The 541-nt window shown below is 54.7% G+C and carries 1 protein-coding gene; it reads left to right on the plus strand.

The genetic code is table 11. The features are described from left to right. Nucleotides 1-248: 248 nt before the first annotated feature. A partial coding sequence (locus ACQZ2L_RS25050; RefSeq protein WP_430328311.1) for an IS110 family transposase occupies nucleotides 249-541 on the plus strand: 293 nt, incomplete at its 3' end.

Raw genomic sequence — 541 nt, forward strand, 5'->3', positions numbered from 1 at the left:
CCTTTCCGACCGGTCCGGCGCCCCGGCAAGGCCGCTTGTGTCTTGGTGGGGGATTAGAATCTGGAGTGAGAGCGGTGAATGGCAAGCTGAATGCCGCAGGTGCCTTGAGCACGAGTAGGAGCACAAGCTGCCATTCACCGTTTCACTTTGGCGAGAGCCCGAACAGTTGGATGCGGCTCTGATCTCGAATCACAAGCGTGGGCCAAGCCAAAGCTCTCTCACTTCGTTGAGTCTAGGAGATTTTGGCAATGGCGTCCTTCTTGGGTATCGATGTTTCCAGTCTTTCACTTGATGCACTGGTGCGGCCTCAGGGCATCAAAATCAATGTACGCAATGACTTGGCAGGGTTTGAGGCGCTGGAGAATAAACTTCGGGGGCTCGACATCAAGCGCATCTTGCTTGAGGCCACGGGCGGTTATGAGCGTAATGTCCTGCGCTTTCTGCAAAGTGCTGGTTACAAAGTCATACGCGTCAATCCCAGGCGAGCCAGGTCTTTTGCCGATTCCATGGGCATCAAGGCTAAAACCGATGCTATCGACGC

It is taken from the genome of Pseudomonas shirazensis (assembly GCF_050496565.1).
GTDB lineage: Bacteria > Pseudomonadota > Gammaproteobacteria > Pseudomonadales > Pseudomonadaceae > Aquipseudomonas > Aquipseudomonas shirazensis_A.